The organism is Brenneria populi (assembly GCF_036016195.1).
Lineage (GTDB): Bacteria > Pseudomonadota > Gammaproteobacteria > Enterobacterales > Enterobacteriaceae > Brenneria > Brenneria populi.
Genome location: NZ_JAYWTM010000035.1, coordinates 1 through 6,616, shown reverse-complemented (window position 1 = coordinate 6,616; position 6,616 = coordinate 1). Strand labels below are relative to the sequence as shown.

Genomic DNA, 6,616 nt, shown 5'->3' with positions numbered 1-6,616 from the left:
TTATACCCGCTACGTCACCACGGTATTTACACGTTATCAGCACAAGGTGAAATACTGGCTGACCTTCAATGAAATTAACTCCGTGCTGCATCATCCCCTGATGAGCGGCGGCATTTTCACGCCTAAGAATGAACTGAGCCAACAGGATCTCTATCAGGCAGTGCACCACGAATTGGTAGCTAGCGCGCTGGCTACGAAGATTGGCCGGGAAATCATGCCGCAGGCGAAATTTGGCTGCATGGTATTAAGCCTGCCCATTTACCCGCTGACGCCAAACCCGGATGACGTCATCGCCTGCATGCATGCCGATCACCGGAATGATTTCTTTGCGGATGTGCACGTTCGCGGAAATTACCCTGGCTATATGCAGCGTTATTTCCGCGAGCAAAACATTGATCTGCAGATGGAAGAAGAGGATGTGCAGATCCTGACGCATACCGTCGATTTCCTCTCATTCAGTTATTACTTCAGTACCTGCGAAACTGTGCAAACTAACGTGGATGGAGTTACCGGAAATTTGATGGGTGGGGTGAAAAATCCGCATTTAGCCGCCAGTGAGTGGGGCTGGCAAATTGACCCACAAGGGTTGCGCTACATCTTAAACAAATACTATGACCGCTATCAGCTCCCACTGTTTATTGTGGAGAACGGTCTGGGCGCGAAAGATGTATTAATTAACGAAGGCGTGGGCGAACCCACGGTCAATGACGATTACCGCATCCAGTATTTGCGTGAACATCTGGAACAGGTGCATGAAGCCATTAAGGACGGTGTGCCGGTAATGGGATATACCACCTGGGGTTGTATCGATCTGGTCAGCGCGTCCACCGCACAACTTTCTAAACGCTACGGGTTTATTTACGTCGATCGCAATGACGATGGTAAAGGTTCACTGGCTCGCTACAAGAAAAAATCGTTTTACTGGTATCAGAACGTTATCCATTCCAACGGCGCAGAGCTGTAAGTATTCAGGTGTGATTTAAAACAATGCCACCTGCATTGCGGCGGGTGACACGACGAGGTGGAACATGAAATTAGGCATTCTTGGCACCGGCATGATCGTTAAAGATTTGCTTTCGACGGTTCATAAACTGCCTTTTAGTGGTCTGGCGATTCTAGGCACGCCACAAACGGAAGAGGAAACGCGCGAGCTGGCAGCCCGTTACCACATTGATGATATTTATTTTGATTATCAGGCCATGCTGGACAGCGACGTCGACACAATTTACGTGGCATTACCAAACCATTTGCATTTCCCGTTTGCCAGCCAGGCGCTGCAAAAAGGTAAGCACGTTATTATTGAAAAGCCGATTACCACCAGCGTGGAAGAACTGAACACGCTGAAGAAGCTGGCAACAGGACAAAACGTTATCATGCTGGAAGCGATGAATATTCATTACCTTCCGGCCTATTTATCGCTTCAGTCGCAGCTGTCCCGTATTGGAAAAATCAAGCTGGTGACTCTGAACTACAGCCAATACTCATCGCGTTATGATGACTTTATGGCGGGCATTGTGCACCCGGCTTTTGATGTCAAAAAAGGCGGTGGGGCGCTGATGGACATTAATGTCTACAACCTCCATTTTGTCGCCGGATTGTTTGGTGAGCCGCAAGCGGTTAATTACTTCGCCAATATGCATAACAATATTGATACCAGCGGGATGATGGTACTCGATTATGGTGATTTCAAATGCGTCTGTATTGGCGCTAAAGATTGTAAAGCACCGACCACCTCGTTGATTCAGGGAGATAAGGGGAATATGCAAATCACCCTGCCGGTCAACCAGATGACAGGTTTCGAGATGGCACTGAATAACGGTGACAGCGCGCAATTTGCGTTTGACCGTCGTGAGCATCGCTTGCTTTATGAATTCCTCGCGTTTATTCGCATTATCGACACCCTGGATTATCAGACTGCTGCACACCTGCTTGACGTAAGCACCCTGGCGGCTCAGATGATTGAAATGGGTAAAAAACAGCTGATTGTGGAGTGAAACAGTGACAACGAAATTAATTCTTGGTTTTATCGGCAATGGCAAAAGTGCTAATCGCTATCACTTGCCGTTTATTTTGTCTCGCGCAGATAAAATAACCACCAAAACCATTTATTCCGCCACGGCAAATCGTGATGGTTGGGATAAATTACCTAACATCACCTATACCAATAATCTGGATGTGCTATTGGGTGACCCGGAAATACAGGTGGTGGTGGTTAGCACCCCGGCCGCCTTGCATTATGAGTTTGCGCTGAAGGTTTTACAGGCCGGAAAACACTGCGTGGTAGAAAAACCCTTTACCCATACACGTGAAGAGGCCGAAACCTTATATAACCTGGCTAAAGAAAAAGGATTAATGGTGCAGTGTTATCAGAATCGCCGTTTCGACAGCGATTTTTTGACCACCCAGAAGGTGATTGAATCGGGCAAGCTCGGTGATTTACTCGAAGTGGAGATGCACTATGACTATTACCGCCCTTACATCCCGGAGTCGGTCAACGAATTCAGTGCCATTAACTCCTACCTGTATGGCCACGGTTGCCACACCCTCGACCAGGTGATTTCATACTTTGGTGCGCCGGACCATGTTAATTACGACGTGCGCCAGCTGTTAGGTGAAGGGCGTATGAACGATTACTTCGATGTGGATATGTTCTACGGTGCATTAAAAGTCTCGGTAAAATCGAGCTATTTCCGCATCAAAGAGCGTCCGAGTTTTGTGGCTTACGGCAAGAAAGGGATGTTTATCAAACACAGTAAGGATAAGCAGGAACATCACCTTAAGCTCTTTTATATGCCTGATAACGCCGATTTTGGTCAGGACACTCCGGAAGATTACGGTGTGCTGACCTGGATGGATGACGCAGGTATATATCACGAAGAAAAAGTTGTCACTGAACAAGGTGATTATGCCCGTTATTATGATGCCCTCTATGAGACAATTATTAACGGCAAAGAAAAACTGGTGAAAGATGATGAAACCCTGTTGCAAATTAATTTACTGCAAGCGGGCATCACTGGCCTGAAGTAAAACACATCGTACCATAGGGTTGTATTGTTAATATAAAACAATGCAACCCTGTTTTTATAATAAGACCGACCGTCATGGGTGATGTCACCTGTGCACCTCATTACGCCTGTTGTTAAAGAATAACTAAATAAAATTTAATTATAGGATTGATATGAATATTAATATACCCGTACTCTACTCCGTTACATTAAGTGCCTGTTCTTTATTGGTGGCGAATGCGCTGTATGCAGCGCCGCTAACCCTGGAAGAGCGTGTGGCACTTCTCGAGAATAAGCTCTCCTCCAATATGAAGGAATTAGATGCCACCAAAGCGCAGCTTAAAAAATATGAATCGGTAATACCACCGTTGGAAGTTATTTCTGCCAATGTGGCGGCGCCAGAAAAAGTCGCTCCTGCTTCGTCGATGACTCTGGCAGATATCAGTAAATATGTGAAAGAAGATATCGGCTTTAATTATTCCGGCTATTTCCGCTCGGGATATGCGGTGGGAAACCGGGGCTCGGCAAAATCCTACGCCATTGGTTCCTTGGGGCGTTTTGGTCAGGAAAACAGCTCCTGGTACGATCTTGAATTTTCGCAGCGGGTTTACCGCGATGGCAATAAAACGGCCAAAGCGGTTGTGATGCTCGACGGCAACGTCGGCGGACAATACAGCGCTGGCTGGTTTGATAGCACTTCTGACAACCTGCTGCAATTTTCCGATATCTATCTGACCACGAAGGGTTTTTTGCCTTTTGCCCCGGAGGCTGATTTCTGGGTGGGCAAACATACGTTGCCGAAGTTTGAAATCCAGATGCTCGACTTCAAATACCACAAATCGGACTCCGCCGCCGGGATTGGGCTGGAAAACTGGCAACTGGGGCCAGGCAAGGTCAACGTAGCGCTGGTACGTGAAGACCTTGATGCCCACGCGGTCGACAGCCGCGTCAGCCAGACTCAACAGATCAACACCAACACGATTGATGCCCGCTACACCGCAATGCCCCTATGGGATAGAGCCACGTTGGATCTGTTTGGTCGCTACTCTGCTGCTAACAAAACCGACCTGAATAAGCACGATGAAAACAACGGCACGTATTACAGTGTGAAAGATGCTTGGCATGCCGGGGCGCGGTTGACGCAAAACTGGCAGAACGGCGGGTTTACCTATGTGACTGCCCAGATGGCAAACAACTCGATCGCCAGTGGCATGGCTCTGGTGACCGACTCCAGCGCGCTGTATGGCTATAACGGGCAGTATTACGGTGAACACACTAACGGCACGGCCTGGCGCGTACTCTCCGAAGGGGAAAACTACCTGTTGCCAAACGTGATCATGGCTCATGCCCTGGTGTATGCCGCTGGCAATGATATCTATGACTACTACACCGGTGGCCACACCGACTTCAACTCCACCCGTGCGGTGGTGCGTCCGGCGTATATCTGGGACATCTTTAACCAGACGGGAGTTGAACTGGGCTGGTTCGATCAGCGCAATAAAGCGGGCGGCGAGACGTACCATGAGTCGGGCCTGAAAACGACGTTGTTCCACACCTTCAAAGTGGGCACCAGCATGCTGACCTCGCGTCCGGAGATCCGTTTCTTCGCCACTTATCTGAAAACATTCGATAACGAGATAACTCAGTTCACCTTTAACGACAATAAGAAAGATCAGTTTACCGTCGGGGCACAGGCAGAAGTGTGGTGGTAAATCGCAATTGGCAGCACACTATCTACTATTCTTGATCTTAAATTACGGATTGGTTATAAGACTACCCATGCAGGAATCCTGTCTCATTCTGAACCTGGATTCCTGCATGCCAATATATGTAGATTAAAAAATTATGGCCCACCGATAAATAAGGGCAGTTTGGGATTGCACGTTATCAAGACTGGGTGTTCGGGTGCGATGGAGCAGCAGGCGATTACATAGGATTTTTCACATCGCTTTGGAGAACTGGCATTATCCTACACACCAGCGCTCACTTACTCGGCGGTATGAGTCATGTCACCAGGATTGGGCAAGTATTAGTTGCGGTGCTCGAGTCCGGCACATAGAAACAGTTCGAACTCGGCGAACCAGGCTATCTTCAGACCCAACGGATGTCAGGCGAGGCTGGCGCTTAAATGCCACTTCAAACAACGCCCGGGGTGTCGTGGGGTGAGGTTCATGGTGTAACTCCTGTTCGGTGACCCTGGCCGTTGGGCTGGTCGGGTGTTTCGGGTACAAAAGAAAGGGAAGTCAGTTCGCCGGATTTTGGTCTGGTCTGCCGTTTTGCGGCGGTGCTGGATGTGCCGGAAGCGTATTTTTATGCTGTCGATGAAGATCACGCAACGCTAATCTTGCAGTATCATTGTTATAAGAAAAGTAACCCTAATACAACGTTATTGATTATGCCGCAATAGACCTTCCTTTATGTATCAAGTCTGAGTAATTCTATGATATTACTCTATTTTTTGTGAAATGCTGAGGGGGGGATTCCTCGCAGTCTGAAAAGCAGATCCTTTATCAGGATCTGCTCTTAAGAGCGTTATCGATCAGGCTGCTCCTGACGCCTAATGTTGTTGAGCATAAATATATGGCGCAACATATCCTTCCCGATTGGTATCCAGATAATCAGCCCACCACTGCATCATTGCCTTACGAGCATCGAGATATTCTGCTTTATGGATGTAAGCTGCTCGAACGCTGTTGCGTTCCTGATGGCTCATTTGACGTTCAACCGCATCCTGTGACCATAGCCCAGACTCCATCAGAGCACTACAGGCCATTGCGCGGAATCCGTGGCCGCAGATTTCATCTTTTGTGTCATAACCCATCAAGCGCAGCGCCTTGTTGACCGTGTTTTCGCACATTGGTTTATACGGATTATGGTCACCGGGGAATATCAGTTCCTGATGCCCGGATATATCCCGTATTTGTTTCAGAATAGAGATGGACTGACGAGAGAGGGGAACGATATGTGGCGTGCGCATTTTCGCGCCACGCCCGGAATAACGCACTCCGGGGATAGCCTCACGGGTGGCAGGAATGGTCCAGATTTTGTTTTTGAAATCGATCTCAGACCAACGGGCAAAACGCAACTCGCTGGAACGGATGAACAGGTGCAGAGTAAGTGATACTGCCAAACGGGTTAATTCTCGCCCTTGCTTGTAGTCCTCAATGCGAGTCAACAGTTCCGGTAGTTTCTCCAGCGGAAGGGCTGGGTAGTGGTGTTTAACGGGCGGGGCGATTATACCGTCCAGATTGGCCGCCGGATTATGCTCTATCAACTCCTGATGCACGGCATGGCGCATGATATTGCACATATGCTGTCGGGTTCGTGCCGCCACTTCCAGCAGACCTTTTTTCTCAATCCCTTTCAGCAGGTCGATAAAATGGCGGGTTTTCAGTTCTGTGACGGGCAGTTGTCCAATTATCGGGAAAATATGATTGTTCATGCTGGCAAGCAGGCGGGTTGCATGGTTCTCCGACCATGCTCTGTTGCTTTTATGCCAACTTAGCGCCACTGATTTGAAGGTTTCCTCTGGTGAGGCAGTGGCTCTCTCAGCAGAGCGCTGTTGAGCTGGATTGATATTTTGCGCCAGCAATTTACGGATACCATCACGC

Annotated in this window: 5 protein-coding genes and 1 pseudogene; 5 read left to right on the top strand and 1 reads right to left on the bottom strand. The window is 48.5% G+C overall.

The window, feature by feature from the left end:
• From VSX58_RS20600 to VSX58_RS20580, 5 genes and pseudogenes are all read left to right on the top strand, one after another.
• Positions 1 to 964: family 1 glycosylhydrolase (locus tag VSX58_RS20600; protein ID WP_327619742.1), on the top strand; the 964-nt coding region annotated here is incomplete at its 5' end.
• A 64-nt stretch (positions 965 to 1,028) separates the two neighbouring features.
• Complete coding sequence (locus tag VSX58_RS20595) at positions 1,029 to 1,994, top strand: Gfo/Idh/MocA family protein (protein WP_039493233.1); 966 nt, start codon at positions 1,029 to 1,031, stop codon at positions 1,992 to 1,994.
• 4 nt (positions 1,995 to 1,998) lie between these two features.
• Positions 1,999 to 3,027: a Gfo/Idh/MocA family oxidoreductase gene (locus VSX58_RS20590; protein ID WP_039493235.1), complete on the top strand. Its 1,029-nt coding sequence runs from the start codon at positions 1,999 to 2,001 to the stop codon at positions 3,025 to 3,027.
• Between the two features lie 151 nt (positions 3,028 to 3,178).
• Complete coding sequence (locus VSX58_RS20585; RefSeq protein WP_327619741.1) at positions 3,179 to 4,717, top strand: carbohydrate porin; 1,539 nt, start codon at positions 3,179 to 3,181, stop codon at positions 4,715 to 4,717.
• Positions 4,718 to 5,238: 521 nt separating this feature from the next.
• A pseudogene (locus VSX58_RS20580) lies at positions 5,239 to 5,412 on the top strand (helix-turn-helix domain-containing protein); the annotation flags it as partial.
• A 150-nt stretch (positions 5,413 to 5,562) separates the two neighbouring features.
• Here VSX58_RS20580 and VSX58_RS20575 read toward each other — a convergent pair.
• On the bottom strand, positions 5,563 to 6,616 hold a 1,054-nt coding region (locus VSX58_RS20575), incomplete at its 5' end, for a tyrosine-type recombinase/integrase (RefSeq protein WP_327619740.1).

What these genes read in the sequence shown, in the direction of transcription:
- VSX58_RS20585 (WP_327619741.1), top strand. Translation starts at nt 3,179, where the DNA reads ATGAATATTAATATACCCGTACTCTACTCCGTTACATTAAGTGCCTGT.
- VSX58_RS20595 (WP_039493233.1), top strand. Translation starts at nt 1,029, where the DNA reads ATGAAATTAGGCATTCTTGGCACCGGCATGATCGTTAAAGATTTGCTT.